A 24,422-nucleotide genomic window follows, 5' to 3' on the forward strand; every position below is an offset into this window, starting at 1 on the left:
ACTTTGAAGTAAGGTACTGGCATGTCGGTAAGTGCGGAGTCGCCCCGCTCGGCGGAGTGGTCGCCCAGCTCGGCGGAGAGCCTGTGCCCGTACCGGCTGGTGCTGGAGCACGTCACCAGCCGCTGGGGCGTCCTGGTGCTGATCGAGCTGCTGGAGGGCACGCGCCGGTTCAGCGAGCTGCGCCGCGCCGTCGGCCGGGTCAGCGAGAAGATGCTCACCCAGACGCTGCAGACCCTGGAGCGCGACGGCATGGTGCTGCGCGATGCGAAGCCGGTGATCCCGCCGCGCGTCGACTACTCCCTCACCGAGCTGGGCCGCGAGGCCGCCGCGCAGGTCCGCGCGCTCGGGATGTGGACCCAGGCGCGCATGGACGACGTCGCGGCCGCCCGCGCCCGCTACGACGAGGCCAGAGCATCCCGCTGACCCGATCGACTTGCACTTTCGGGGAAACTGTCGGAATACCTGCCGGAACTCCAGCAGTTCCCCGAAACTGCACCCTGCCCAGCGGACACGGCACCCAGGGCGGGGCGGGTCAGGCGCGGAGGGTGCCGGTGGCGGGGAGTCCCGTCGCGGCGGTGACGTGGACGGCGGTGGTCCACCAGTGGCTGGCCAGGCGGCCGCCGCTGGTCCAGTCGAGGATCCAGTCGAGCATGCTCAGCGGCGGCTGGCCGAAGGTGCTGTCCAGCGGGAACAGGGTGATGCCGCCGTCGGGTTCGACGTATCCGTCGAGCGGGAGCTGGCCGGTGGCGGCCAGCCGGGACGGGATCAGCCGCCACGCCCGGTGGGTCGGGTAGGTGTGGTCGGTGGCCCACGAGTCGATCACCCCGGCGCGCATCAGCGGCCGCAGCAGCGCGGCGGTGTCGACACACAGCCGGTCCTGCTTGGGCGGGTGCGGGGTGAAGCTGAGCAGCCGCGCGACGGTGCGCGGCCCCGGGACCTCCGCCGGTGCCGTCCCGGGCTCGCACTCGTCGGTAGCGTGGCCGAACTCACCATCGTCGGCGGTCGACGCCGCGACCGGTGCGGGCAGGTCCGCGACGGTCGGGCCGCGGCCGGCACGGCCGCGCTCGCGGCGGGTCGGGGTACGCAGTGACGCCCACATCGGCGCACCTCCTGGCGTGGTCGGGGGAGCGGAACCGGACAGCCGGTCCCGTCACCGGACACAACGCGCAAGCACCCCTGTGGGTTAGGCCGTTCGGAGTGTTCCGGCCCACCTTCGTACGCGGGGCATATATGGAAACTCTTTGTTTCCTGACGAGTAACATCTGGCCGAACGTATGTGGCGGGAGCACGTCACGGTCCCGAAACATAGGGTCTTGTGCCTGGTCGTCATCGTGATCCCCGACGTAACACCGCCCTGCGAGCCACCGCCGCCATCGCCGCGGCGGCCTTGGTACTGGCCGGTTCCTTCCTGGTCTACCGGCAGCTGAACGCCACGTCGTCGTGCGAGGGCGAGGCGCCGCTGAGCGTGGCCGCCTCCGCCGACATCGTCGACGCGCTGCGGGCGACCGCCGACTCGCTGAACCAGCAGAAGGTCGCCGTCGACGGCAAGTGCGTCGCGATCCAGGTGACCATGGTCGAGCCCGCCGACATGACGGCCGCGCTGGCCGACCTCAACAGCGTGTCGCTGACCGGCATCGGCCAGCCCAGCGGCAACACCCAGATCCCCGACGTATGGGTGCCCGACTCCGCGACCTGGCTGGCCCGGCTGACCACCGCCGCCCCGGCGTTCCAGGTGGCGCAGGCGCCCTCGATCGCGCGCAGCCCGGTCGTGGTCGCCATGCCCGAGCCGATCGCCGCCACCCTGGGCTGGCCCGCCAAGACCCCGAGCTGGACCGCGCTGCTGGGGGCGATGACCTCGGGCACCGGCCTGCGGGTGGGCATCGTCGAGCCGACCCGCGACGCGGCCGGCCTGTCCGGGCTGCTGGCCCTGGGCGCCGCCGCGGCCGGGACCGGCGCGAACTCCCAGGCCGCCGCCACCGGGGCGCTGCGTGCGCTCGCCTCGGGCCGGTCGGTGCTGCGCGACGACCTGCTCGCACGCTTTCCCCGCAGCAAGGACCCGGCGGCGCTGAAGTCGGCGCTGAGCGCGGCGTCGCTGTCGGAGCAGGCCGTGATCCACTACAACGCGACCAAGCCGCCGGTGCCGCTGGCCGCGCTGTACCTGGAGCCCGCCCCGACCGCCCTGACCTTCCCGTACGCGGTGATGCCCGGCCTGCCCACCACCAAGGCCGGGGTGGCGCAGCGGCTACTCGACGAGGTGCGCCAGCCCGCCTTCCGGGACCGGCTGGCCGCGCTCGGGCTGCGCGCCGCCGACGGCACGTACGGCTCGGCGCTGGCGACGCCGAAGGGCGCTCCGGCCGCCGCGTCGCCGAACCCGGCGGCCACGCCGAGCCCCGCCGCGACGGTGGCGGCGGTCGACCGGGCCCTGTCCACCTGGGTGGCGGTGACGCTGCCCGCCCGGATGCTGGCCGTGATCGACGTGTCCGGCTCGATGCTGGAGCGGGTCGCCACCGCGGGCGGCGCGACGCGGGCGCAGGTGACGCTGGAGGCGGCCCGGCGCGGCCTGGGGCTGTTCGACGACTCGTGGGCGGTCGGCCTGTGGACGTTCTCGACGAAGTTGCAGGGCGACCGGGACTACAAGCAGCTGCTGCCGATCGGCCCGCTGTCGCAGCAGCGCAACCAGATGCTGGCGACGCTGGGCACGATCACCCCGAAGCCCGACGGCGACACCGGCCTCTACGACACCATCCTCGCCGCGTACGAGACGGTGCAGCGGGACTGGGATCCGGGCCGGGTCAACTCCGTGGTGATGATGACCGACGGCGACAACGACGACGACAACGGCGTCTCGCTGGAGCAGCTCCAGGCGAAGCTGAAGGAGCTGGCCGACCCGAACCGGCCGATCCAGGTGGTGATCCTCGCCATCGGCGACAAGATCAACCCGGCGCCGCTCCAGCAGATCACCAAGCTCACCGGCGGCGGCGTGTTCCAGGCCAAGGACCCGGCCAAGATCGGCGAGATCTTCCTCCAGGCGATCTCGCTGCGCTCGGCCGCCCCGGCCTCCTGACCGGCGGCGGGCGCCAGGGCGTGAGAGCATCCGGTATGACCGTGAGCACGCCCTGGCGCCGCCTGCCCGCCCCGGCCCGCGCGATCGCCCAGGCCACCGCCGACGCGGTCGCCGCGGCCCGCGCCCGCGACGACGAGGAGCTGGACGCGGCCGCGGCCCGGCTGGCCGGGTGCGACCAGGCGCAGGTCGGCGTGGTGCTGGGCGAGGCGGTGCGGCTGCTGATCGAGCGGCTGCACCCGGACGGCCTGTCCGGCGAGGACGTCCAGGCGGTCTTCGAGCAGTGCGCCCGCGACGCCCTGGCCTGGACCGACCTGGACGTGGACACGCTGGTGACGGTGCTGGTCGGGGCGCTGGGCGTGCACGAGCCGGGCGACACCCCGCGCAAACCGGACCCGAAGCTGCTCGACCGGCACGCGATCCTGCTGCTCGCGCACCTGCTGGCCGGAGCGGGCGAGCCGCTGGAGCCGTACCTGACGGCGGCGTTCGCCGAGGTGTTCCGGTCCGAGACCGAGGAGATGCCCTAGCCGCGCTGACCGGCACCGATCCGTGGTGGGCAGCCCGGTACGCGCGTTATGGTCGCTATGTGATGTTCCGCTGCACGCCGCTCCGAGCGCCGGTGCGGTGCGAGGTGCCCGCATGCCCGTGACGCCGCCCGCGATGGGCGGCGTGAGTGCGGCGAGCCGGGTGCGCGCGTCGGTCGGCACCAGCCAGGCGCCTGACAGCGTCGAGGCGGGCACCGAAGCCGCCACCGCCGCCCTGGCGGGGCTCGGCGGCGGGGAGCCCGCACTGATCATCATGTACGCCTCGATCCGCTACGACCTGGCCGTGCTGCTGCACACGGTGCGCCGGCTGACCGCGCCCACCCCGCTGGTCGGCGCCACGTCCAGCGGCCACTTCCAGGACGGCGTCCTCACCATCCCCGGCTCCGGCGTGTCGGTGCTCGCGCTGACCGCGGGCGACTACCGCTTCGGCACCGCCTCGGTCACCGGCATCCGCGAGCACGCCGTCCAGGCCGGTCAGCAGCTCGCCCGCGCGGCCCGCGCCGCCGCCGGGCCCCGCCACGACCGCGACGCGGCCATGATCCTGCTCGCCACCGGCCTCTCCGGTCACCAGCAGGAGCTGCTCAACGGCGTGCACCGGGTGGTCGGCGCGAAGGTGCCCGTGGTCGGCGGCAGCGCCGGCGACGACCGGCTGCTGGCGCGCACCTGCGTCTTCGACGGCGACCGGCTGCTCACCGACGGCGGCGCGGCCGCGGTCTGGGTCGACTCGCCCTGGCCGCTGAACGTGGTGGCCGACCACGGCTGGGAGGCGGTCAGCCTGCCGCTGCTGATCACCAGGACCGACGGGCACGTGGTGTGCGAGATCGGCGGCCGTCCCGCGGCCGACGTGTTCCGCGAGCACTTCGACCCCCACGCGCCCCAGCGCCCGCCCGGCCTGGTCCGCCCCGCGCCCGGCTACCTGTCGGCGTACGGGTTCGGGCTGATCGAGCCGGACGGCACCCAGGTCATCCGCGGCGCCTACCTCGACGGCGACGGGCGGCTGCGCACGTTCACCCCGCTGCCGCCGTACGCGGCGGTGCAGATCGTCTCGTGCACCTCGGCCGACCTGCTCGGCGTCATCGACGACGTGGTGCGCGAGGCGGTGGACGGGCGCGAGGCGTCGGTGCTGCTCGCGTTCAGCTGCGTGGCCCGGCTGGACGTGCTGGCCGACCAGGGGCCGGTCGAGGCCGCGCTGATCCAGGAGGCGGCCGGGAAGATGACCACGTTCGGCATCTACACGTACGGCGAGTTCGCCCGCACGACCCGGGTCGCCGGCTTCCACAACGCCACCCTGACCGCGATCGCGCTGTGAGGCGGGCATGGACTGGCACCCCGAGACCGAGATCGAGCAGCTGCGGCGCAAGCTCGCCCAGGCGGCCGACGCCGCCCGCGACGCCTACCGCGACACCACCCGGCTGATCCGGCTGCTGTCGGTGCTGGGCCAGCCCGCCAGCGCCGAGGACATGACCGAGCGGCTGCTCACGGTCCTGTCGGACGTCTTCTTCGCCGACGTGGTGTGCATGGTGCGCCGCGAGGGCGACCGGCTGGCGGTGACGGCCTCGTGCGGGCTGCCGGAGGACGATCCGGCGTACACGAGCAGCTGGCCCGCCGGGCCCGCGGCCCGGCACGCGCTGGCCGAGGGCCGCACGGTGACCCGGGGCGACGGCGAGACCGACGTGGCCCTGTCCGCCGCCGACGTGCCGGGCACGCTGGCGCCGCTGCGGATCCGCTCGGCGGCCTGGGTGCCGGTGTTCGGGTACACCGACAGCCTGATCATCCTGTTCCGGTCCAGCCCGATCCCGTTCGCCGCCTCCGACGTGCCGATCCTCAACTCGGTGGCGTCCCGGCTGTGCCTGACCCTGCGCGAACGCGAGCGCAACGCCGTCATCGAGCGGCTGGCCCACCACGGCCATCTGCTCACCCGGCACCTGCGGCTGGAGCCGCTGCTCGACGAGGCGGCCGCGCAGCTGCTGCTGCTCACCTCGGCCGACCGGACCTGGGTGGAGGTGGTCGAGGACGGCCAGGCGCATCTGCGCGCGCACCGCGGCCTGCTCGCCGACGAGATCGCGGGCTGGCCGCACCCGTTCGGGGTGGACGGCCCGCCGGGATCGGAGTCGGAGTCGGGGGTGCTCAGCGTGGCGGTGCCGCGCGAGGACGGCCCGCTGGCGCTGCTGTACGCCGCCCGCGACCGCGGCGAGCGCTTCCCTCCGGGTACCGCCGAGATCATGACGATCTTCGCCAACCACCTCGGCGTGGCGATGACCAACGCCGAGCTCTACCACGCGCTCAAGCAGCGGGCCACGCGCGACCCGCTGACCGGCCTGGCCAACCGCAGCGCCCTGGTGACCCACCTGGAGGCGGTGCTGAACCGGCCCGAGCTGACCCGGGTCGGCCTGCTCTTCTGCGACCTGGACGGGTTCAAGGCCGTCAACGACCTGCTCGGGCACGAGGCCGGGGACGAGCTGCTGCTCCAGGTCGCCGAGCGGCTGCGCGGCAGCATCCGCCCCGACGACCTGCTGGCCCGCTTCGGCGGCGACGAGTTCGTCATCGTGCTCGACGGCATCCGCCAGCTCGCCGAGGTGGCCGAGGTCGGCGCCCGGGTCTGCGCGGACCTCGGCGACCTGTACGTCGTCGCCGGCGAGCAGGTGCGGGTGTCGGCCAGCGTCGGCGGCGTGCTCGGCATCCGGGGCCAGACCACGCCCACGGCGATGCTGCGCGACGCCGACGCGGCCATGTACGTCGCCAAGGCCCGCGGCCGCGGCCAGGTCGAGGTGTTCGACGAGGACGCCTCGCACCGCTCCCGCGACCGGCTGGACCTGCGCTCGGAGCTGCTGCACGCGCTCGACCGCGATCAGCTCCACCTGGTCTACCAGCCGATCTTCACGCTGGACACGCACCGGATCGTGGCGTTCGAGGCGCTGCTGCGCTGGACCCACCCCTACCACGGGACGGTGTCGCCGGAGGTGTTCATCCCGATGGCGGAGGACTCCGGGCAGATCACCGCGATCGGCGAGTGGGTGCTGGCGCGCGCCTGCGCCCAGCTGCGCGCCTGGCACCAGCTCCCCGAGGGGCGCGGCATCGGCATGAGCGTGAACCTGTCGCCGGTGCAGCTGCACCAGCCGCAGGCCGCCGAGCGGACGCTGGACATCATCCGGGCCTCCGGGCTGCATCCCAACGACATCTGGCTGGAGATCACCGAGCACAGCTACCTGCGCCACGACGTCACCGACTACGTCACCTCGCTCGGGGTGGCCGGGGTGCACCTGGTGCTCGACGACTTCGGCACGGCGTACTCGAACCTGAGCTACCTCAAGCGGCTGCCGATCGAGATCCTGAAGATCGACAAGTCGTTCGTCAGCGGCGTGGTCGGCGGCGAGCTGGACCTGAGCATCGTCCGGGCGATCCTGGCCATCGCCGACTCGCTGGGCCTGGTCGCCATCGCCGAGGGCATCGAGACCGAGGAGCAGGGCGCGGCGCTGCGGCGGCTGGGCTGCCGCCTGGGCCAGGGCTACCTGCTGTCGCGGCCGCTGCCGCCCGACGCCGCCGCGCGGCTGCTCCAGCCGCGCCTGCCGGCGCCCCCGGCGTACACCGGAGCCGCCCGGCCGCCCGCCTGATTCATTCACGATCGTCGTAGCCGCCATGCGCCACGCTGTAGGGACACCCCGGTGCGGAGGCGTATGTGATCACCTACTACCGCGACGACACGGTGCTCGTGACCTCGTCGTACGTCCACATCGGCGACCGCCGCCTCCGCCTGGACGAACTGCGCTACGTGTGGCACCAGCAGGTCCGGCCCGACTGGCGGGTGCGCAGCCGCACCGCCCGGCGCGGCATCCTCAACCTGCTGATGATCCTGTCGGTCTTCGCCGGGTTCGTGCTGCTGGTGGCCTTCGCCGCCGCCGCGTACGGCGAGTCGCAGCTCTCGTCGGCCGTCGGCCGCCTGCACGTCCCCCGCAACACGCTGCTGCTGCTCGCGGCGGTGCTCGTCGCGCTGGGCGCCGTCCCCGCCGTCTGGGAGTGGATGCTGCACCGCGTCGACGACAGCTACGACCGGGGCGACGCGATCCACGAGATCTGGGCGCAGACCGCCGCCGGGCAGATCATGCTGCTGCGCCTCGACGACGCCACCCGCTTCGGCAAGATCTACCGAGCCCTCGAACGCGCCCTAGACCAGTAGGACCGTGCCCGCGGTGCCGTCGACGGTGAGCCGGGCGCCCGTGGTGACGGTGGCGACCGCGTCGGGGACGCCGACGACGGCGGGGATGCCGTACTCGCGGGCCACCACGGCGCCGTGGGAGTTGGCGCCGCCCATCTCCATCACCAGGCCGCCCGCGGTGAGGAACAGCGGCGTCCAGCCGGGGTCGGTGGACGGGCAGACCAGGATCTCGCCCGGCTCCAGGTGCGCCCCGACCGGGTCGAGGATCACCCGGGCGGTGCCGGTCACGGTGCCCGCCGAGGCGGGCGTGCCGACCAGCGCGCCGTCGGGCGCCGCCGTACGCAGCCCCGCCTCGGGCTCGGTGCCGTCGGACAGCAGCACGCGCGGGATGTGGCGGCGCCGCAGCTCGTCGCCGTAGCCCTGGCGGGCCCGCTCGACCGGCTCGTGCAGGTCGGCGCCGGCCAGCCCCGCCCGCGCCTGGCGCAGGTCCAGGAAGTACACGTCGTCCGGCCGCGCGATGCGTCCCTGCCGGGCCAGCTCCGCCCCCACCAGCCCGAGCTGGGCGCGGGCGGCGGCGATGATCCGGACCAGGTAGAACTTCGGCAGCTCGCGTACGCCCGCCAGCGCCCGCGCCCGGCCGAGCAGCGTGCGCACCGCCCGGCCGCGCCACCGGCCGCGCCGGGCGGCCCGGCCCGCCAGTGTCTCGACCATCGCCCTCGCCTCGGCGTCGCCCTGCGCGAACAGCCGGTCCGGGGCGAGCTGGGCGCTGTCCTCCGGGCTCATCCGCAGGTAGTTGGCGAGCACCCCGAGCAGGTAGCGCGGGTCGTCGGACCAGCGGGGCATGCCGAGGTCGATCTCGGCGACGGCGCGGTGGCCGTACCGGTGGAAGAAGTCCGCGAGCTCGCGGTGCACCGGCTCCGGCAGCTCGCCGGCGGCCCACCGGCGGCCCAGCTCCTCGGAGTCCCCGGTACGCAGCACCCGCGCCGACTCCCCGTCGGCCCGCAGCCGCACCGCGATCTGCCACAGCGCCAGATCCATCTCGGTGGTGACGTTGTGCGGGATGCCGCGCAGCACCGCCTGCACCTCGCCGACGGCGGCGTCGGGGCCGAGCAGCCGGTCGGCCAGCCCGAGCGCGACGAAACCGGCCGCGGCGACCGGCAGGATCCCGGGCAGCATCGGCGCGACCTCGTCCCGCAGCAGCCGCTCGATCCAGTCCAGCCGCTCCGGCGGGGTCAGCTCGGCGGGCGCGGCCAGCCGCGTGTCCAGCCGCTCGCCGATCCGCGCCATCCGGGCGCGGGCCGCGTCCGGCTTGACCAGCGCGTGCACCAGGTACGGCGGAACCTTGTACCGCAGCGCCACCCGCCCGACCCGGCGCAGGAACGGCAGCCGGGACGGCCGGGTGACCGACAGGCGCGGGTCGGTGAACAGCTCGCGGAACACCACCGCCGACCGGGCCTCCATCACGCCCAGCACCCTCGGGATGAGCGCCTGCCCGACCCGGCTGCGCACCGCCGTCGTCACGTCGAGGAACACGCGCCGCCCGGCCTCGGTGAACAGCGGCGGCCCGGCGAGCGGATCGGCGACCGGGAACCCGAACAGCCGCGACGCCCCCGACCCGATCAGCCGGAACGCGGCCATGCCCGCCGGGGTGATCGGGCGGAACACGCCCTGGGCGACGCTGAAGCAGAAGTACACCCGCGGGTCGGCGCCGGGCCCGGGAGCCCCGTCCGGCAGCGGGAACAGCGTCGTGACCGGACGGGCCTGCGTCAGCCACAGCGTGCCGTCGGCGGCCACGGCCCACTCGGTGTCCTGCGGCGCGCCGTAGTGCGCCTCGACCCGGTCGCCGAGCCGGGCCAGCGCCACCACCTGCGCGTCGGTGAGGCAGGCGGTGTCGGCCCCCGGCTCCAGCGCGACCTGCTCGGTGCCGCCGCCGGGCAGCGGGCGCACGGCGAGCCGCTTGTCGCCCAGGCGCCGGTCGAGGATGGTCCCGCTCGCGGTGTCGACCACGAAGTGGTCCGGGTTGACCGCGCCGGAGACGACGGCCTCGCCCAGGCCGGGGCTGGCGTCGACGACCGCCTGGCGGCGCCGGCCGGTGACCGGGTTCGCGGTGAACAGCACCCCGGCCACGGCCGCGTCGACCATGCGCTGCACCACCACGGCCAGCCGCACGGCCCGGGCGTCGATGCCGTTGGCGGCCCGGTAGACCACGGCCCGGTCGGTCCACAGCGAGGCCCAGCAGCGCCGCACCGCGTCCAGCACCGCCGCTTCGCCGACCACGTTGAGGTAGGTGTCCTGCTGCCCGGCGAAACTGGCGAACGGCAGGTCCTCGGCGGTCGCCGACGAGCGCACCGCCACCGGCGCGTCCGCGCCGAGCCGGGCGTAGCCCTCGGCCACCGCCGCGGCGATCCCGGCCGGGACCGGCGCGGCCAGCACCGCCGCGCGCGCCCGCCCGGCCAACGCGGTCAGCGCCGCGACGTCGCCGGACGGAGTGCGTTCGAGCCCGGCGAGCACCTCGTCGAGGTCGGCGGCCGCGGTGGCCTGCCGGTACGCCTCCGTGGTCAGGCACAAGCCGGGCGGCACCGGCAGCCCGGCCCGGGTCAGCTCGCCCAGGTTGGCCGCCTTGCCGCCGACCGCGGCGAGCATGCCGCCGTCGATGTCGGTGAAGTCGAGCACCAGGTCGGTGGCGGGGGTCAGCGTCGCGCTCATCGAGGTGTCTCCCGCCGCCGGCGAACAAGAAGTCAACACTCGATGATATCCGCGTGAACGAGGTTGGGAAGGGCACCTCCAGGTGCCCTTCCCTCAGCTGTCAGCGGCGGGTGGGGCGGTCGGTGGCCTGGGCCAGGGTCAGGCCGAAGCGGTCGTGCGAGTCCGTCCACCACTGCCGCAGGGCGAACCCGGCGGCGGCCAGTTCGGTGGCCACCGTCTGCCGGTCGAACTTGGCCGAGACCTCGGTGCGCATCTCCTCACCGGGCCGGAACTCCACCGACAGGTCCAGCGCGGGCAGGTGCACGAGCATCTCGCGCTGGGCCCGCAGCCGCATCTCGATCCAGCGGTGCTGGGCGTCCCACAGCGCCACGTGCTCGAACGCGGTCAGGTCGAAGTCGGCGCCCAGCGAGCGGTTGAGCACCCGCAGCACGTTGACGTTGAACTCGGCGGTGATGCCCTGCGCGTCGTCGTACGCCGCGACCAGCGTCTCGGCGTCCTTGACCAGGTCGGTGCCGAGCAGCAGCCACTCCCCCGGCTCCAGCGCCCCGCGCAGCTCGCGCAGGAACGCCGCCCGCTCGCCGGGCTCCAGGTTGCCGATGGTGCTGCCCAGGAAGGCGACCATCCGCCCGCCCCCGCCCGGGATGCGGTCCAGGTCGCGGGTGAAGTCGCCGACGATCGCGTGCACCTCGATGTCGGGGTAGTCCTTGGCGATCGCCTCGGTCGCGGCGGCCAGGGCCGGCTGCGACACGTCCAGCGGGACGAACCGGCCCAGGGTGCCCTGCGCGTGCAGGGCGTCGAGCAGCAGCCGGGTCTTGTCCGACGAACCCGAACCCAGCTCCACCAGCGTTTTCACCCCGGTGTCGCGGGCGATGTCGGCCGCGTGCGCGGTCAGGATCTCCCGCTCGGCCCGGGTCGGGTAGTACTCGGGCAGGTCGGTGATGCGTTCGAACAGATCGCTGCCGTACGCGTCGTAGAAGTACTTCGGGGGCAGCGACTTCGGCGTCGCGGTGAGCCCGGCTCGGGCGTCGGCACGCAGCCCCTCGGTCAGGTCTTCCGGGGTCAGGTGTACGTCGATCCTCATAGCTCCTCCACCGTGTACGAGGCCGGGTGCGCGACCACCAGTCGGCGGTCGGGTACCCCTACCCAGCCGGAGTCGTCGTCGAACGGTTCCGAGGCCACGATCACCCGTCCGGGGTCGTGGCGCACCGACAGCGCGTGGCCGTACGTGGTCGCGTACGCCCATTCGCCGTCGGTGAGCAGCAGGTTCAGCCGTGATCCGGCGGCGCTGGCGGCCAGGTCCGCCACGGTCGCCGTCACCGCCTCGGCGGGCGTGTAGCCCAGGCGCAGGCGCTGGCGCAGCAGCACCCACACGAAGGCCGCGTCGGTCGGGGCGTCCATGGTCATCAGGTCGGTGACCGGCAGGCGCTCGGCCAGCTTGGTCACGCTGTCGGGCCAGCCCGCCACGTAGCCGTTGAGGCTGAACCACCAGCCCTCGCCGCCGAACGGCGCGCAGGCCTGGTCGTTGACGACCATGCCGGGGGTGGCCGAGCGCACGGCGGCCAGCGCCGCGGTCACCGTGGTCTGCCGGGCGACGGCGCCGAAGTTCTGGTCACCCCAGATCGGCACCGCCCGGCGGTAGCGGACCGGCCCGCTCGGGGCGTACCAGCCGACCCCGAAGCCGTCCACGTTGATGGTCCCGCCGCCGCGCATGTCGCGCGGCGCCCAGGACTGGTGCACCAGGCCGTACGGGGGCTCGACCAGCAGCGCCGCCAGCGGCACCGGCGGGCCGAGGTAGACCAGGTGGCGGCACATCAGGCGATCTCCTCCGGCCGGGCGTCGCGGGCGGTGCGGAAGCCGCTGAAGATCTGCCGCCGGATCGGGTAGTCCCAGTTGCGGAACGTCCCCCGGCACGCGGCCGCGTCGGTCCCGAACGACCCGCCCCGCAGCACCCGGTACGCGTCCCCGAAGAACACCTCGGAGTACTCCCGGTACGGGAACGGCGTGAAGCCCGGGTAGCCGCGGAACACCGAGGACGTCCACTCCCACACGTCGCCGATGAGCTGGTGCACCCCGAGCGGGGACGCCCCGGCCGGGTAGGCGCCGGCCGGCGCGGGGGCGAGGTGCCGCTGCCCCAGGTTGGCGTGCTGCTCGTCGGGGTCCTCGTCGCCCCACGGGTAGCGGCGCGAGCGCCCGGTGGCCGGGTCGAACCGGGCCGCCTTCTCCCACTCCGCCTCGGTCGGCAGCCGCCGCCCGGCCCAGGCCGCGTACGCCTGCGCCTCGTACCAGCACACGTGCACCACCGGCTCGTCGGGCACGATCGGCTCGCGGTGCCCGAACCGGGTGTACGTGCCGTCCACGTGCCAGTGCATCGGCCGGGCCAGCCCCGCCTCGCGCCGGTGCTCCCAGCCCGCCGGGCTCCACCAGCGCGGGTTGTCGTACCCGCCCGCGTCGATGAACGCCTGGTACTGCGCGTTGGTCACCGGCGCCCGGTCGATGAAGAACGCGGCCACGTCGACGGTGTGCGCGGGGCGCTCGTTGTCCAGCGCCCACGCCTCCAGCGACGTGCCCATGGTGAACGGGCCGCCGGGCACCGCCACCTCGCCCGCGACCGGCCCGGCCGACGGCGGCGGGGGCACCGCCACCAGCACCGGGTCACCCGCGCGCAACTGGTGCGTGGCCAGCATGGTCTCGTCGTGCTGCTGCTCGTGCTGGATGATCATCCCGAAGGCGAAGCCCTGCTCCACCAGCGGGCGGCCCTCCAGGTCCACCCGGTCCAGCAGGTCCAGCACCGCGCCGCGCACCGAGCGCACGTAGGCGCGGGCCTCGGCCGGGCCGAGCAGCGGCAGCGCGGGGCGGTCGCCGCGGGGGTGCTTGAAGGCGTCGTACAGGTTGTCGATGTCGGCGCGGATCGGCTCGCGGCCGCCCACGTCGCGCACCAGCCAGAGCTCCTCCTGGTTGCCCACGTGCGCCAGATCCCACACCAGCGGCGACATCAGCGGCGAGTGCTGGCGCACCAGGTCGTCGTCGTCGACCGCGTCGGTGAGCGCGGTGCTGCGGGCCCGCGCGCGTTCCAGCCCGGCCGCGGCGTGCTCGCGCAGCCGGTCGGGGCGTACCTGTGCCTGCGTCATCGGATGCCTCCCTGCTGCAACCGGTGGTGGACCGCGTCGCGCACCGCCCGTACGGTGCCGGGCGGCAGATCGGTGTCGTCGAGGGCCGCGCAGGCCAGGTCCAGCAGCCGCGGCGCCACTGCCGCGATCGCCGGGTCGGCCAGCCCGTGCCGGGCCGCCTGCGTCCAGCGCCCCGCCGCGGGCGCGGCCAGCGCGGCCGCGGTGTCGACGGTGTCCTCGCGGGCGAACAGCGCCGCCACCACGGCCACCGGCACCGTCCAGCCCGTGCCGGGGTCGCCGCCGTCGTGGTCGGACTGCATGTCCAGGTAGCGCACCTCGTAGTAGCCGCGCGCCCGCACCGGCGGGAACATCGTGCTGAGGTGGTAGTCCAGGTCGTCGAGGGTCGGGGCGGGGGTGAGCGCGCCGGAGATCCAGTCGGCGAAGGTGATCCCGGGCGGGACCTCCCACGAGCCGGCCGGGCGGCGTACGCACAGCACCGGCGTGTCCAGCACCCGCCTGGTCCAGGCGGCGATCAGCTCGTCCTCGGTCGCGGCGGATCCGTCCGGTTCGGTCGGCGGGCCGTTGCGCACCGGGTCGGCGGCCAGGCAGGCCCGCAACCGGGCCGAGGCCCAGCCGGTGTCCACCCCCGCCTGCCGGGACGAGTTCGCGAACGCGGCCACCAGGGCCGGTCCGATCGCGTGCAGCGCGTGCCAGCGGGGACCCGCCCGGCCGGGCAGTCCGGCGTCCAGGCAGACCTGCACGCTCGCGGTGCCGCACATCCACATCCGCCCGTACGGGCCGAAACGGTCGAATACCGTTTCCATCGCCGAATACCGGGGCGTGTCAAGGACCCGCTGCCCGGCCCGGTGCTCGTCGCACCCGCGCCCGGCCAGGACCAGCCCGGCCCGGTCCAGCAACCCCGCCAGCTGCCGCTGGTCGGCGGCCGTGTCGTCCAGCAGCGCCGCCAGCGAGTCCGACGGCGGCGACGAGATCTCCACCTGCCCGCCGGGCTCCAGCGTCACCGCTCCGCCCCGGCCCAGTGGCGCCTGCGGGCTGTCGGCCACCAGCGCCCGCGGCGCGTGCTCCCCCAGCGCCTGCGCCAGGGTCACTGCCTGCACCGCCCGAGCCGGTTCGCCCCGGTGGTGCACCGTCCACTCCAGTTCCACCCCGGTGCCCTGCGGCGGCCCGGTCTTGAAGCAGACCTTGGCGACGTAACCTTCCGCCTGCGCCCTGTCAACGACCGCCGGAGCCCCAGCCCCCGCAGCCAGCACATCCTGCTTCACACCCATCCACCCCCCTCGACGTATATGGATACCCCACGGACCCGCAAAACTACCCTCCCCCCTACCCCTTCACCCCCTTTTCACCCCTTCTCCTCCTCACTCACGCACACCCCCCTTACCCTCATCCGCGTCGATCATGAACTTATGACACGGTTCGACGGCGTGTCGGCGGCACGACTTCCTGATCGACGAGGTTCGGGGCGAGGCGGACAGGCGGGCATGGATGAGTCACGTGAGGTGAATGGGGGAATCAGGGCGGTCGGGTGACGGGTCGCCGAAGCGGCCTGCGGCGCCGCGCCGACGCGGACAATTGCCGTATGCAGCCGCAATCGCGACTAGAGCCCATCGTGGCCGGGACCGACGACGAGCCCGACTTCGCGAGCGAGCACTCGCGTACCAGCACCTCGGACGCGGTGTGCGCCGGCGCCGACGCCCACTCCGATCCCGACATCCCACTCGGCCTGGGCGGCATGGACATGAAACGCACCCGCCTGCTCGACTGACCGCGCCGTCCCGCCGCGCCGTCGAACGTGCAGTTTCGGGGAAACTGCACGTATCCGGCCCAAGATTCCAGCACTTTCCCCGAAACTGCACCCTCCCGCGCACATAGGAGCGGCCGCGCCGCCCCGGGAGGGGTGGCGCGGCCGCGGGTGGGGACGGAGGGGGTTACGGGAGGGCGTTGAGGAACGGCTCGTGGTTGTTCTGGAACTCCCAGCCGTAGTACTTGTCCCAGTTGATGGACCAGGTCATCAGGCCGCGGAAGTCCGGCATGGTGCCGCCGCGCAGGGTGTACCCGCCGCAGTTCTGGTTCTTCACCAGGCAGTTGACCGCCTGCTGGACCACCGCCGGGCCGACGTACCCGTTGCCTGCGCTGACGGCGGCCGGGGTGCCGAAACCGATCTGGTCGTCGCGCAGCGCCGGGAACATGTTGGCGGTGTTGCCCGCCACCGGGAACCCGGCCGACAGCATGTCGGTCATCGCGATGTGGAAGTCCGCGGCGCCCATGTTGTGGTACTGGTTGTCCAGGCCCATGATCGGACCCGAGTTGTAGTCCTGCACGTGCAGCACGGTGATGTCGTTGCGCATCGCGTAGATCACCGGCAGGTACGACCCGGCCCGGGTGTCGCAGCCGGAGCAGGTGCCGCCGTAGAACTGGTAGCCGAGCTGGACGAAGAACGTCTCCGGTGCCATGGTCAGCACGAACCCGGCCCCGTAGCGCGCCTTGAGGGTCTTCAGCGCCGAGATCAGGTTGACGATGACCGGGGTGGTCGGGTTCTTGAAGTCGCTGTCACCGGCGTTGAAGTACAGCGAGTGTCCCTCGAAGTCGATGTCGAGGCCGTTCAGGCCGTACTTGTCGATGATGGCGCTGACCGAGCTGACGAACGTGTCCCGGGCGGCGGTGCTGGTGAGCTGCACCTGCCCGTTGGCGCCGCCGATGGAGATGAGCACCTTCTTGCCCTGGGCCTGCTTGGCGCGGATGGCGGCGATGAAGTCCGCTTCGGACTCCACGTTGGGGCACTCGGCCACCGGGCACTGCTTGAACCGCACGTCACCCGAGGTGACCGAGGTCGGCTCGGCGAAGGACAGGTTGATGATGTCCCAGGCGGCCGGGACGTCGGACATGCGCAGGTAGCCCGAGCCGTTGGCGAAGCTGGCGTGCAGGTAGCCGATGAGCGCGTGCTTGGGCAGGCCCGTGTTGACGCAGCCGGTCGTGGTCGCGCTGACCGCGCCGCTCTTGGCCGACTCACCGCTGCTGTTGTACGCCGCGACCGTGTACGAGTAGGCCGTGCACGAGGTGAGCCCGCTGATCGTCGCCGTGGTGCCGGTGACGGTGGCCTTGACCGTGGTGCCCTCGTACACGCGGTAGCCGGTGGCGCCCGAGGAGGCGTTCCAGGACAGCGACACCGTCGTGTTGGCGGTGCCGGTGACGGTCAGGCCCGACGGGGTCGGCGGGACGGTGGTGCAGCCCGTCGTGGTCGCGCTGACCGCGCCGCTCTTGGCCGACTCACCGCTGCTGTTGTACGCCGCCACGGTGTACGAGTGCGCCGAGCAGGTCGCCAGGCTGGAGACGGTCGCGGTGGTGCCGGCGACGGTGGCCACGACGGTGCTGCCCTCGTACACCCGGTAACCGGTGGCGCCGGAGGAGGCGTTCCACGACAGCGAGACGGAGCTGCCGGTGGTGCCGGTGACGGCCAGACCGGACGGCGTCGGCGGGACGCTGGTGCAGCCCGTCGTCGTCGCGCTGACCGCGCCGCTCTTGGCCGACTCGCCGGTGGCGTTGTACGCCGCCACGCTGTACGAGTGCGCCGAGCACGTCGCCAGGCCGGAGACCGTCGCCGAGGTGCCGGTGACCGTCGCGACGACCGTGCTGCCCTCGTAGACGCGGTAGCCGGTGACGGTGCCCGTCGAGGCGGCCCAGCTCAGGGCGATCGAGTTGTTGGTGACCGTGCCGACGACGGGGTTGCCGGGGACGCCGGGCACGCCGGTGCCGCCGGGGCCGTCGAGGCTGACGTCGTCGGCGTAGTAGGTGCCCTGGCCGTACCAGCCGTGCAGGTAGACCTGCGCGCTGGTCTGCGAGGCGCCGGTGGTGAAGTTGACGGTCAGCTGCGTGAAGGCCGTGGCCGACGGGGTCCACGTGGACGCGCCGCCGGTGACGCCGAGGTAGACGTAGGCGCCGCGCACCCAGGCGGTCAGCACGTACGCCGTGTTGGGCTGCACCGCGACGGTCTGGGTGCACTGGGCGTTGTCCGAGCTGGACGCCGCGCCCTGCAGCGCCTTGGTGCCGCTGCGGACGGGGGTCGAGACGACGCTGCCGAGGCTGCACGACCACGGCGACAGGGTGCCGGACTCGAATCCGGGGTTGCCGAGCAGGTTCGCCGCGGACGCCGGGCTGGCGACCGCGAGCACTCCGGTCGTGACGAGCAGCGCGGCGGCGACGGCGAGCAGACGGGATCTGATGTGCACGGGCCCTCCTCCCGGCCCGGTGACCTCGGTCACGGGCGTCGATGGTGGGCCTAATTATTAATAGACTTAACTGTTAATGTCCATACCAGTTTCATGCCGACCACACAATCTGGATTCACGCTGCTCAGACCCGTTGCATCCCTTTGCGACCGTCCCCGCCGGAGGCCGGGCGGCAACGGCGGCGGCGCGCGACGGTGCACGCGGACGGGGGACAAAACCGGACGAGAGTCAGATAGCCGTCACTGAAGTCAGGCCCCATGCGTTGGCCAGGAGGAATCCGGACGTTTTGTCCGTTTGATGCCGCTATACCATCACTGGTCCCGTATCCGGACCAGCGTCGTCGCGTTGACGAGAGTGGTGCCGCCATCCGGCCACGGGAACGAGACGAAGGACGACTGATGGGTATCACTACGCCGGTCCGCCGCGCCGCCCTCGCCGCGGTGGCCACCCCTGCCGCCGTGCTGCTGGCCACGGCCGTGCTCGGCCTGCTCTCCCCCGGCAGCGGCCACGCCGCCGAGCGCGGCAGGCACCACGGCTACGGCTCCTCCCACTCGCCCTCGCCCACCCCCTCGCGGCGGCCGCACTCGCCGTCCCCGTCGCCCGCCGGCCACTCCCCGTCGCCGTCACTCTCGCCGCAGGGCCCCGAAAGCCCGTCCCCCAGCCTGTCGCCCAGCCCGTGGGGCTCACCCTCGGAGACGCCGCGCAGCAACGGCGGCGGCGATGACGACGATGACGACAACGGCCACGACAGCGACCACCACGACAGCGATCACCACGACCACGACGAGCTGCCCCGTACCGGCGGCACCGGCCCCTCGACCGGCACGCTGGTCGCGCTGGGTTCGACGGTGGTGCTCGGCGGGGCGGGCGCGCTCTGGCTGGCCGCCCTGCTCACCCGCCGCAACGAGGGCCCCGTCCTGACGGGCCTGCGCCGCCGTCGCCGCTGACCCGCCGCACGCTCCCGCAGTCCCCACCCTCACCGGGCGGGGACTGCGTGCAGTTTCGGGGAAAGTGCACGAATCTTGAGCGCGATTCCAGCACTTTCCCCGAAACTGCACGAACACACGCCAGGGTGCGCGGCCGCTACCAGCGGTGGTGGATCTGGGGGCGGATGAGGTCGTCGTAGACGTCGGCGACGGTGCGCAGGGCCGACTCCGGCAGGGGTGCCAACTCGGCGGCGGCGACGTTCGCGCCCGCCTGCGCGGCGTTGCGCGCGCCGGGGATCACGACGCTGACGCCGGGCTGGTCCACGATCCAGCGCAGCGCGAACTGGGCCATCGTCGCGCCGTCGGGCACCAGCGGCGCCAGCCGCCGTACAGCGGCCAGCCCGGTCGCGAAGTCGACGCCCGAGAACGTCTCGCCGACGTCGAACGCCTCGCCGTGCCGGTTGTAGTTGCGGTGGTCGTCGGCCGGGAACACCGTGTTCTCGTCGTAGCGCCCCGACAGCAGGCCGCTGGCCAGCGGCACCCGGGCGATGATGCCGACCCCGGCTGCCGCCGCGGCGGGCAGCACCCGCTCCAGCGGCTTCAGCCGCAGCGCGTTGAGGATGATCTGGACCGTGGCCACGTGCGGGCGGGCGATCGCGGCCAGCGCCTCGTCACAGGTCTCGACGCTGACGCCGTACGCGGCGATGCGCTCCTCGGCGACCAGGGTGTCCAGCGCGTCGAAGACGGCGTCGTCGCCGTAGACGGCGGTGGGCGGGCAGTGCAGCTGCACCAGGTCGAGGCGGTCCACGCCCAGGTTGCGGCGCGACCGGTCGTTCCAGGCCCGGAAGTTGTCCAGCGTGTACGCCGAGGGCTCCTGCGGCACCCGGCGCCCCATCTTCGTGGCGACGGTGACGCCCGGATCGGTCGCGAGCTGCCGCCGCCAGCGCGCGATGAGCTGCTCGCTGCGGCCGTCGCCGTACACGTCGGCGGTGTCGATGAAGTCGACGCCGCGGTCGACCGCCTCGTCCAGCACCTCGAACGCGTCGTCGTCGCTGACGGTGCCCCAGTCGGCGCCGAGCTGCCACGCGCCGAGTCCGATCACGCCCACGCTGCGGCCGGTACGGCCCAGAATCCGCTGCTCCACATCGGCAAGCCTAGTGGTGGCGCCGGTCGGCGCGGCACGGGAGCCGGACGCGCCCGTGAAACTTACAGCGGCCGGTGCATCACGATGCAGGGGCGGCCGTACCGCAGGTCAGGGCGCCGGTCCACCTCGGTGTAGCCGACCGAGCTCCAGAACGCGTACCCGGCCGGGTTGTTCTCCAGCACCGCCAGCCGCACCGCCGCATGGCCGCGCGAGCGCAGCAGCTCGTGCACCTCGTGCACGGTCGCGGTGCCCAGGCCCGTCCCCTGGCGGCTGCCGTCGATCATGAGCAGGCCGATCCAGGGCAGGCCGTCCTTCGGGTGCTCGGCCAGGGTGTCCGTCACCCCGACCAGGTTCCCGCGGTCGTCGCGGACCGCGAACACCTCCACGCCCGGCGTGGCCAGGTCCTCGGTGATCGAGTCCAGCACCTCCCGCTCGGTCGGGTCGGGGCCGAACTCGCCGCTGAGGCGGTGGTAGGCGGCGTTTCCGGCGTACAGCGAGTGCAGCTCGGCGGCCAGGGGCGAGCCGGGCACCAGGTCGGTCGGGGCGAGGGCGGTGAGCACCAGGGCGAAGATACGCGGCCGCCGGGGCGGCGGTGACGGCGCCGTCTGGCGCAGCGGCCAGGTCCGGTCGCCCCTCACCGGGTCTCTCGCCGGTTGCGCCGCACCGGCCCGGCACCGGCGTTCTCGATGGCGCGGGCCAGCTCGGCCTTGGTCATCTGCCAGCGGCCGCTGATGTTGAGCCGCTTGGCGGCGTCCAGCAGCTGCTCCTTGGTCTCGGTCGAGGTGTATCGCAGCTTGCTGCGCATCTCACGCTGGATGGGCATGGTCACTCCCGGTCGGTGAAGGGTCAGACGATGTCGAGGGTGCCGTCGCGGGGGCGTTCGGGGCCGTCGACCTCGGCGTCGAAGTCGTGCCGCCGCTCTCGGCCGGTGTCGTCCCGCTCGGAGGTCAGCTCGTTGACGACGTCGACGACGCCGGGCACCGTACGCACCAGGTGCTCGGCGATCTGCGCGGTGCTGCGGCGGCCGGTGCTGCCGGTCAGCGTGACGATGCCGTCGGCCACCTGCGCGTCGACCTGGGGCGGCCGTACGAACAGCATCCCCTCGATGACGTCGTGCACGACGTCGTGCCGGATCGCCTCGTCCGTGCGCCGGTACGTGCGCAGCAGGTCACGCCGCGACACCACCCCGACCAGCCGCCCGCCGGCCACCACCGGCATCCGCTTGACCTGCTCGTTCTCCATGATCCGAGCCGCTTCGACGACGGTGGCGCCCGGCCGCACCACCACGGCCGGGGTGGTCATCAGGTCGGCGGCGGTGTCCCCGGCGGCCTTGGCCCGCACGACGGCGCGGCGGCGGCGCTCGAACAGCCGCCGCTGCGGCTCCTCGCCGGTCAGCGCCAGCTTGTGCAGCAGGTCGGCCTCGGAGACCACGCCGAGGACCGTCCCGTCGGCGTCGACCACCGGCATCGCGCTGATGCCGTGCTCGGCCAGCAGATCGATGATCTCCCGGTACGACGTCTGCGGCGCGACGCTGATCACGGGCGCCGTCATCACGTCCGCCACGGTTCGGGTGGCCATCCGGCGCACCCCTCCCCTCGGGGCTGTCGCGTGACGGCCAGGCATGGTCCGCCGCGCCGGTGGGTACATGACACCTGTGATCGTACCGAGTCCGGCATAACCAGCTATGACGGATCAAATTACCCGAGGTATGACATGACGACGATGCACACCGAGAATCCCAGCGGCATCCCCGCCGGCGAGCTCAGCGACCACGAACTGTCCCGCGAGCTGGCCTCGCTGCACCGCACCCGGCACGACACCTTCGTGCACGGGTCGGACAGCGCGCTGGCCAACCATGACGAGCGCAGCCGGGAACTGGAGGGCGAATACCTGCGCCGATTCCCGGGCCGCGATCCCGACCCGAGGCGGCTGCGGCCGTCCGGCCCTATTTCAGTTCGTTCATGAGGATCGCGGCCATGTCGATCCACCCGTAGAAGGTCGCGATCGCGCACAGGGCGCCGCGGTTGGGCGCGCCCACCCGGTCCATCAGCGCCCGCAGGTGCCGCTGCATCGTGCGCACCGCCACGTTGAGCTGGGAGGCGATCTGCTCGTCGCCGTGGTCAGTGATGATCATTTCGACCATCAGCCGCTCTTCTGTCGAGATGGCCGATGCGTCCACCGCGCCCCTCCCAGTCCACCCCAGGTTCGTCGCCCTCCCGCTAGGCGACACAAGTCGGCTTGAATCTTCCGACCGTCTACTTCCGACGTCAAGTGGCGCCCTTGCCGCGCCGACGATTCCCAGCCGATTGCCAGGATTATGGCCGGGGGGCTGAGCTGCGAGTACGTGCACGCTATCAGGTGAGGCCGACTGCCCGGCACCGGTATCTGACGCCCTCACGACAGCCGTCGATAGATCGATCGCCGACGCTCTCGCGCGCTTTCGGCGACGGGCGGCACCAGCGGGGGCGCTCGCCGTCCGCTGCCTGCCGATCGCCGGTTCAGGCAATCCGGCTGGCCCGTCCGGCCAACTAGGACCAACCATGTGGACAACGATACCGACCTCAACCCGTTCGGGTGAACATCGTCGATGCCACCTTGACCGTGTTGTTACGTACGCGGCCCAGCGCCGCCGCCGTACGGGGATGAGTGGGATCACCAGGTGTGTTGGCGTTTTGGCGCCAACTTCCGTTCCGCCACTTCCGAGCCCGACGCGACCGGTCCTAGCCTTTGGTCGTCCGACCCCCGCTTCGAGCCGGTGGTCCCCAGGCCAGGGGCCATTCCGTGATTTCGGTATGCGGATTTCTCGATGTCGATTTGTCACGCTTTGTGGAGTCGCAGCCATGTCCGCTATTACATTCATGATCTTCGATTGATTTCCGACTGACATGCCTACCGTTTCCCTGGACCCCCTCTTCTCCGCACAGGTACGCCACGACCCGTTCGCGTACTACCGCTCGCTGCACGAGCTGGGCGCCCCGGTCCTGGAGATCGAGCAGCCCGCGCGCTACCAGTACCTCCTGTGCGGCTTCGACGCCGCCAGCCAGGCGCTGCGCGACCCCGCCTTCCAGGTGCTGGACGGCACGATGATGACGGTGCCCCCGTCCTGGGAGCAGCGCCGCACCCATGCCGTCTTCTGCCACTCCATGATGTTCACCAACCCGCCCCGGCAGACCCTGATGCGGCGGCTGTTCGCGCACACCTTCACCCCGCGCCGGATCATGGACCTGGAGCCGCAGATCGACGAGATCTCCACGGGCCTGCTCGACGCGATGGCCCGGCGGGCCGCGGCGGGCGAGCCGGTCGACTTCATGCGCGACTACGCGTTCCCGATGCCGGCCGCGGTGCTGGGCCGCCTGCTGGGCGTGCCCGACGAGGATCTGCCCTGGTACCGGCCGCGCGCGGCCGAGCTGGCCAAGGTGATCGAGCTCGGCGGCGGCACCGAGGAGAACATGCGCCGGGCCGACCGGGCGTCGGAGGAGCTGACCGACTACTTCGCCGAGATGGTGGCGCGGCGCCGGGCCCGGCCGACCGACGACCTGATCACGGCGCTGGTCCAGGCCCAGGCGGCCGAGCAGGACCAGCTCACCGACCGGGAGCTGCTGTCGAACCTGGTCGTGGTGTTCAACGCGGGCTTCGTCACCACGGTGCACCTGCTCGGCAACGGGCTGACGCTGCTGCTGGAACGGCCGGAGCTGTTCGAGCGGGTGCTGGCCGACCGGTCGGTGCTGCCGTCGTACATCGACGAGATCCTGCGGTGCCAGGGGCCGACCCACTTCGTGGTGCGCAAGGCGGTCACCGACGTGGAGGTCTGCGGCACGCCGATCCCGGCGGAGAGCGAGGTGCTGGTGCTGCTGTCGGCCGCCAACCGCGACCCGTCCCGCTTCGTCGACCCCGACCGGTTCGACCCGGACCGGCCGCAGCGGCCCCACCTGGCCTTCAGCAGCGGCGCGCACTACTGCCTGGGCGCCGCGCTGGCCAAGATGGAGGGTGAGCGCGGCTTCACCGCCCTGCTCGACCGGTTCCCCGGCATCCGGCTGGCCGTCGAGCCGCCGGTGCCGCACCAGCTCATGCTGCGCGGCCACGAGCAGCTGTGGGTAGGCCTGGAGGCAGGCGCCCCCGCCGCGCAACCGGCGGGGTCGCTCGCGCGCTGAGCCCGCCGGACTCAGTGGCCGGTGAAGAGCACCTTGATCCGCTGCCGCCCGTTTTGGACTGAATTGTCGGACCGCAGGCGACCCGCCATGTCGTCTGCGGCCGAACGGGAATCCAGGCTGTGCACGGCGTCCCGCTGCTCCGGCCAACGCAGCTCGTCCCGCCCGCCGCCATTGGGATCCAACGGACGAATGCGGCTGACCACGACAACCCACTGGCCCGCCGGCTTTCGCCTCCTCCAGAACATGTCTCCTCCGTCTCCCGCGTACGCCAGTTGCCCACCGTACCCTGACGCCGTTACACCGGCAGCCCTCGGTTGGAGGGGTACGGTTGAGGCCGGCCGGCCTCACCGGGGAGGGCGTGGTGACGAGTCGATTTTCGTCT

General features: G+C 72.9%; 23 protein-coding genes. 10 read left to right on the forward strand and 13 right to left on the reverse strand.

The window, feature by feature from the left end:
* Nucleotides 1–21 precede the first annotated feature (21 nt).
* The gene (locus tag Cs7R123_RS33555) at nucleotides 22–423 is read left to right on the forward strand and encodes a helix-turn-helix domain-containing protein (protein WP_212832543.1); all 402 of its coding nucleotides are present in this window, start codon (nucleotides 22–24) and stop codon (nucleotides 421–423) included.
* 109 nt (nucleotides 424–532) lie between these two features.
* On the opposite strand, the gene Cs7R123_RS33560 is transcribed toward Cs7R123_RS33555, so the two are convergent.
* Entirely contained in the window at nucleotides 533–1,099 is a 567-nt protein-coding gene (locus Cs7R123_RS33560; RefSeq protein ID WP_212832545.1) for a hypothetical protein, read from the reverse strand.
* 216 nt (nucleotides 1,100–1,315) lie between these two features.
* Here Cs7R123_RS33560 and Cs7R123_RS33565 point away from each other — a divergent pair, with 216 nt between their 5' ends.
* The 5 genes from Cs7R123_RS33565 to Cs7R123_RS33585 all read left to right on the forward strand — a co-directional run bounded on the left by Cs7R123_RS33565 (nucleotide 1,316) and on the right by Cs7R123_RS33585 (nucleotide 7,780).
* Entirely contained in the window at nucleotides 1,316–3,064 is a 1,749-nt protein-coding gene (locus tag Cs7R123_RS33565; protein ID WP_244872312.1) for a VWA domain-containing protein, read from the forward strand.
* A 35-nt stretch (nucleotides 3,065–3,099) separates the two neighbouring features.
* Nucleotides 3,100–3,588 (forward strand): hypothetical protein, encoded by a 489-nt coding sequence (locus Cs7R123_RS33570; protein ID WP_212832547.1) that lies wholly within the window; start codon nucleotides 3,100–3,102, stop codon nucleotides 3,586–3,588.
* Between the two features lie 112 nt (nucleotides 3,589–3,700).
* Complete coding sequence (locus tag Cs7R123_RS33575) at nucleotides 3,701–4,915, forward strand: FIST signal transduction protein (RefSeq protein WP_212832549.1); 1,215 nt, start codon at nucleotides 3,701–3,703, stop codon at nucleotides 4,913–4,915.
* 7 nt (nucleotides 4,916–4,922) lie between these two features.
* Entirely contained in the window at nucleotides 4,923–7,217 is a 2,295-nt protein-coding gene (locus tag Cs7R123_RS33580; protein ID WP_212832551.1) for a bifunctional diguanylate cyclase/phosphodiesterase, read from the forward strand.
* 65 nt (nucleotides 7,218–7,282) lie between these two features.
* Complete coding sequence (locus tag Cs7R123_RS33585; RefSeq protein ID WP_212832553.1) at nucleotides 7,283–7,780, forward strand: DUF6232 family protein; 498 nt, start codon at nucleotides 7,283–7,285, stop codon at nucleotides 7,778–7,780.
* Here Cs7R123_RS33585 and Cs7R123_RS33590 read toward each other — a convergent pair.
* The 5 genes from Cs7R123_RS33590 to Cs7R123_RS33610 all read right to left on the reverse strand — a co-directional run bounded on the left by Cs7R123_RS33590 (nucleotide 7,769) and on the right by Cs7R123_RS33610 (nucleotide 14,855).
* Nucleotides 7,769–10,465 (reverse strand): PEP/pyruvate-binding domain-containing protein, encoded by a 2,697-nt coding sequence (locus Cs7R123_RS33590; protein ID WP_212832554.1) that lies wholly within the window; start codon nucleotides 10,463–10,465, stop codon nucleotides 7,769–7,771. The genes Cs7R123_RS33585 and Cs7R123_RS33590 overlap by 12 nt on opposite strands.
* A 100-nt stretch (nucleotides 10,466–10,565) precedes the next feature.
* Nucleotides 10,566–11,546, reverse strand: coding sequence for an L-histidine N(alpha)-methyltransferase (egtD, locus tag Cs7R123_RS33595; protein ID WP_212832555.1), 981 nt, complete (start codon nucleotides 11,544–11,546; stop codon nucleotides 10,566–10,568).
* A complete protein-coding gene (egtC, locus tag Cs7R123_RS33600; protein ID WP_212832556.1) occupies nucleotides 11,543–12,277 on the reverse strand; it encodes an ergothioneine biosynthesis protein EgtC in 735 nt (244 codons plus the stop codon). Before egtC ends, egtD begins: the two co-directional genes overlap by 4 nt.
* Nucleotides 12,277–13,593, reverse strand: coding sequence for an ergothioneine biosynthesis protein EgtB (gene egtB / locus Cs7R123_RS33605; protein WP_212832557.1), 1,317 nt, complete (start codon nucleotides 13,591–13,593; stop codon nucleotides 12,277–12,279). The genes egtC and egtB overlap by 1 nt, the downstream gene beginning before the upstream one ends.
* Complete coding sequence (locus Cs7R123_RS33610) at nucleotides 13,590–14,855, reverse strand: glutamate-cysteine ligase family protein (protein WP_280517343.1); 1,266 nt, start codon at nucleotides 14,853–14,855, stop codon at nucleotides 13,590–13,592. Before Cs7R123_RS33610 ends, egtB begins: the two co-directional genes overlap by 4 nt.
* 317 nt (nucleotides 14,856–15,172) lie before the next feature.
* Between Cs7R123_RS33610 and Cs7R123_RS33615 the strand changes: the two genes are divergently transcribed.
* Entirely contained in the window at nucleotides 15,173–15,358 is a 186-nt protein-coding gene (locus tag Cs7R123_RS33615) for a hypothetical protein (protein WP_212832559.1), read from the forward strand.
* Between the two features lie 163 nt (nucleotides 15,359–15,521).
* Here Cs7R123_RS33615 and Cs7R123_RS41160 read toward each other — a convergent pair whose 3' ends face one another.
* The gene (locus tag Cs7R123_RS41160) at nucleotides 15,522–17,819 is read right to left on the reverse strand and encodes a fibronectin type III domain-containing protein (RefSeq protein ID WP_212832560.1); all 2,298 of its coding nucleotides are present in this window, start codon (nucleotides 17,817–17,819) and stop codon (nucleotides 15,522–15,524) included.
* A 398-nt stretch (nucleotides 17,820–18,217) separates the two neighbouring features.
* Between Cs7R123_RS41160 and Cs7R123_RS40925 the strand changes: the two genes are divergently transcribed.
* Nucleotides 18,218–18,766 carry a hypothetical protein gene (locus Cs7R123_RS40925; protein ID WP_212832562.1) on the forward strand — a complete coding sequence of 183 codons (549 nt, stop codon included), beginning with the start codon at nucleotides 18,218–18,220 and terminating at the stop codon, nucleotides 18,764–18,766.
* A gap of 136 nt (nucleotides 18,767–18,902) precedes the next feature.
* Here Cs7R123_RS40925 and Cs7R123_RS33630 read toward each other — a convergent pair whose 3' ends face one another.
* From Cs7R123_RS33630 to Cs7R123_RS33645, 4 genes are all read right to left on the reverse strand, one after another.
* On the reverse strand, nucleotides 18,903–19,889 hold the full coding sequence (locus tag Cs7R123_RS33630; RefSeq protein WP_212832564.1) for an aldo/keto reductase: 987 nt from the start codon (nucleotides 19,887–19,889) through the stop codon (nucleotides 18,903–18,905).
* A 62-nt stretch (nucleotides 19,890–19,951) separates the two neighbouring features.
* Nucleotides 19,952–20,527: an N-acetyltransferase gene (locus tag Cs7R123_RS33635; protein ID WP_212832566.1), complete on the reverse strand. Its 576-nt coding sequence runs from the start codon at nucleotides 20,525–20,527 to the stop codon at nucleotides 19,952–19,954.
* Nucleotides 20,524–20,712, reverse strand: coding sequence for a hypothetical protein (locus Cs7R123_RS33640; RefSeq protein ID WP_212832568.1), 189 nt, complete (start codon nucleotides 20,710–20,712; stop codon nucleotides 20,524–20,526). The genes Cs7R123_RS33635 and Cs7R123_RS33640 overlap by 4 nt, the downstream gene beginning before the upstream one ends.
* A 23-nt stretch (nucleotides 20,713–20,735) precedes the next feature.
* Entirely contained in the window at nucleotides 20,736–21,467 is a 732-nt protein-coding gene (locus Cs7R123_RS33645) for a CBS domain-containing protein (protein ID WP_212832570.1), read from the reverse strand.
* A 135-nt stretch (nucleotides 21,468–21,602) separates the two neighbouring features.
* Between Cs7R123_RS33645 and Cs7R123_RS33650 the strand changes: the two genes are divergently transcribed.
* On the forward strand, nucleotides 21,603–21,854 hold the full coding sequence (locus tag Cs7R123_RS33650) for a DUF6158 family protein (RefSeq protein ID WP_212832572.1): 252 nt from the start codon (nucleotides 21,603–21,605) through the stop codon (nucleotides 21,852–21,854).
* Here Cs7R123_RS33650 and Cs7R123_RS33655 read toward each other — a convergent pair.
* Nucleotides 21,835–22,068: a LuxR C-terminal-related transcriptional regulator gene (locus tag Cs7R123_RS33655; protein ID WP_212832574.1), complete on the reverse strand. Its 234-nt coding sequence runs from the start codon at nucleotides 22,066–22,068 to the stop codon at nucleotides 21,835–21,837. The genes Cs7R123_RS33650 and Cs7R123_RS33655 overlap by 20 nt on opposite strands.
* Nucleotides 22,069–22,774: 706 nt before the next feature.
* On the opposite strand from Cs7R123_RS33655, the gene Cs7R123_RS33660 reads away from it, so the two are divergent.
* Nucleotides 22,775–24,040: a cytochrome P450 gene (locus Cs7R123_RS33660; protein WP_212832576.1), complete on the forward strand. Its 1,266-nt coding sequence runs from the start codon at nucleotides 22,775–22,777 to the stop codon at nucleotides 24,038–24,040.
* 11 nt (nucleotides 24,041–24,051) lie between these two features.
* Here the strand turns inward: Cs7R123_RS33660 and Cs7R123_RS33665 are convergent, their stop codons facing one another.
* Complete coding sequence (locus Cs7R123_RS33665; protein ID WP_212832578.1) at nucleotides 24,052–24,285, reverse strand: hypothetical protein; 234 nt, start codon at nucleotides 24,283–24,285, stop codon at nucleotides 24,052–24,054.
* Between the last annotated feature and the right edge of the window lie 137 nt (nucleotides 24,286–24,422).

It is taken from the genome of Catellatospora sp. TT07R-123, assembly GCF_018327705.1.
Lineage (GTDB): Bacteria > Actinomycetota > Actinomycetes > Mycobacteriales > Micromonosporaceae > Catellatospora.